This is a genomic window from Aminobacter sp. P4_H6_2 (assembly GCF_056400805.1).
In genome coordinates this window covers 1-2,468 of the sequence record NZ_JBFUKO010000739.1, presented here as the reverse complement: position 1 = coordinate 2,468, position 2,468 = coordinate 1, and the positions used below count along the sequence as shown (strand labels likewise).

2 protein-coding genes are annotated in these 2,468 nt (G+C 63.4%); one reads left to right on the top strand and one right to left on the bottom strand.

Annotation, left to right across the window (positions count from 1 at the left end):
- Positions 1 to 8 precede the first annotated feature (8 nt).
- Positions 9 to 1,238, bottom strand: a complete 1,230-nt coding sequence (gene hutI, locus AC1DUU_RS29440; protein ID WP_476786859.1) for an imidazolonepropionase — start codon at positions 1,236 to 1,238, stop codon at positions 9 to 11.
- Between the two features lie 98 nt (positions 1,239 to 1,336).
- Between hutI and AC1DUU_RS29435 the strand changes: the two genes are divergently transcribed.
- Positions 1,337 to 2,468, top strand: a 1,132-nt coding sequence (locus AC1DUU_RS29435) for a formimidoylglutamate deiminase (protein ID WP_476786858.1), incomplete at its 3' end; no start/stop codon positions are given.

Here is a 2,468-nt window from a genome sequence, read left to right as displayed (position 1 = left end):
AAGCGTTGTCATTTCCCTCTCCAGATACGGGCATGGAGCGGATTGAACCCCATGCGATAGACAAGTTCGGCCGGGCTTTCGATGTCCCAGATGGCAAGGTCAGCCCATTTTCCTGTTTCAAGCGTACCGGTTTCGGCCTGTAGCCCAAGCGCACGCGCCGCCTCGCGGGTCACGCCGGCGATACATTCATCAACCGTCATGGCAAACAGCGTCGCTGCCATGTTCATGGTCAAAAGCAGCGAGGTCAGCGGCGACGTGCCTGGGTTGTTGTCGGTGGCGACGGCCATCTTCACGCCGTGCTCTCGGAACAGCGCAACCGGCGGCTTCTTGGTCTCGCGAATGAAATAAAAGGCGCCGGGCAGGATGACCGCGACCGTGCCAGCCTTGGCCATGGCGGCAGCACCCGCCTCGTCTGTGTATTCGAGATGATCCGCCGACAACGCGCCATAGCTCGCAGCAAGGGCAGCGCCGCCGAGATTGGAAAGTTGGTCGGCGTGGAGTTTTACGGGCAAGCCCTTGGCCGTTGCGGCGTCGAAGACGCGGGCCATTTGCGCAGGCGAAAACGCAATGCCCTCGCAGAAGCCATCGACGGCGTCGGCCAAGCCTTCGGCCGCGATCTTGTCGAGCATAGAGCCGGCAACGAGGCCGATATAGGCGTCCTTGTCGCCTTTGGCTTCCGGCGGCAAAGCGTGCGCGCCCAGGAATGTCGTGCGCACAGTCACCGGCCGCAGATCGGCGAGTTGCCTGGCGGCACGCAGGGATTTTGTTTCGTTCTCAACGTCGAGGCCGTAGCCCGACTTGACCTCGACAGTGGTCACGCCCTCGGCGATCAGTGCATCCAGGCGAGGCAATGTCTGCGCCACAAGCTCGGCTTGGCTGGCCGCGCGCAGCGCCTTGACCGACGAGACGATACCGCCCCCTGCCCGCGCCACCTCTTCATAGGTGGCGCCGGCAAGGCGCATTTCGAACTCGTTGGCGCGGTTGCCGGCATGGACAAGATGGGTGTGGCAGTCGATCAGGCCGGGGGTGATCCAGCGCCCCTGGCAATCGACGATCTCGGCACCGTCGCGCAGCCCCAAGGGCATGTCGGCCTCGGGGCCAGCAAAAACGATGCGGCCGTTATGCGCGGCAATTGCGCCATGTTCGACAACACCAAGACCGGCCAGGCCTTCGGCAAGCGTGACCAGCCGCGCATTGCGCCAGACCCTTGCCGGTGCTGCTGATCGCTCTCCAGCCATGATCTTTTTCGTTTCCTCCGCTTTCAGTTATGTATATACATATCAAAACGCGATGCAAGTGCTATCGTGCGGCGCGCAAAAGAGGTGAGGAGATTATGGTGGCGACAATCTTCGCGGAGCAAGCGCTTCTGGCAGATGGCTGGCAACGAGATGTCAGGCTGACGCTTTCTGGCGGCCGCATCGACAAGGTGGAAGCGGGAGCCACGACGCAATCCGGCGATGAGCGCCACGCGATAGTCCTGCCCGGCATGCCCAATCTGCACAGCCACGCCTTCCAGCGCGGCATGGCAGGCCTCGCCGAAATCCGCGGCCCTTCGTCCGACAGTTTCTGGTCGTGGCGCGAGGTGATGTACCGTTTTGCGCTGGCAATGACTCCCGAACAGGTCGAGGCGGTCGCCGCGCAACTCTACGTAGAGATGTTGGAGGCAGGTTTTTCGCGTGTCGGCGAGTTCCACTATCTTCACCACGACCGCGGCGGCAGTCCCTATGCCAACATCGCCGAGATGGCCGAGCGCATCGCCGCTGCCTCCGTCAAGACCGGCATAGGGCTGACATTGTTGCCCGTCTTCTACGCGCATTCCGGCTTTGGCGGCGCGCCCGCCAACGAAGGCCAGCGGCGATTCATCAACGATACGAATCGCTTCGCAAAGCTTTTTGAGAAGTGCAGCGAAGCTCTCACAGGTATCGACGGTGCCGTGCTCGGCCTCGCGCCGCACAGCCTGCGTGCCGTAACGCCAGACGAACTCGCCGCCGTCACCGCCATGACCAGCGGGCCGATCCACATCCACATCGCCGAACAGGTCAAAGAGGTCGAGGACTGTCTTGCCTGGTCCGGCGCGCGGCCCGTCGAGTGGCTGCTGCAACACGCCGATGTCGGCAAAAGCTGGTGCCTGATCCACGCCACCCACATGACCGAGGCGGAAACGGTCGCGATGGCCAGGACCGGCGCGGTTGCCGGACTGTGCCCGATCACCGAAGCCAATCTCGGCGACGGCGTCTTTTCAGCGCCGCTGTTTGTCGAACATGGCGGCAAGTTTGGCGTCGGCTCTGATTCCAATGTCGAGATCGGCGTCGCTGATGAGCTGCGCATGCTCGAATATTCGCAGCGGTTGGCCCTCCGCGCCCGCAACGTGCTTGCCGCCCCTGGCCAATCGACCGGCCGCGCGCTGTTCGATGCCGCACTCGGCGGCGGCGCGCAGGCGCTCGGCGCTGGTCCGGCAGTGCTTGCAC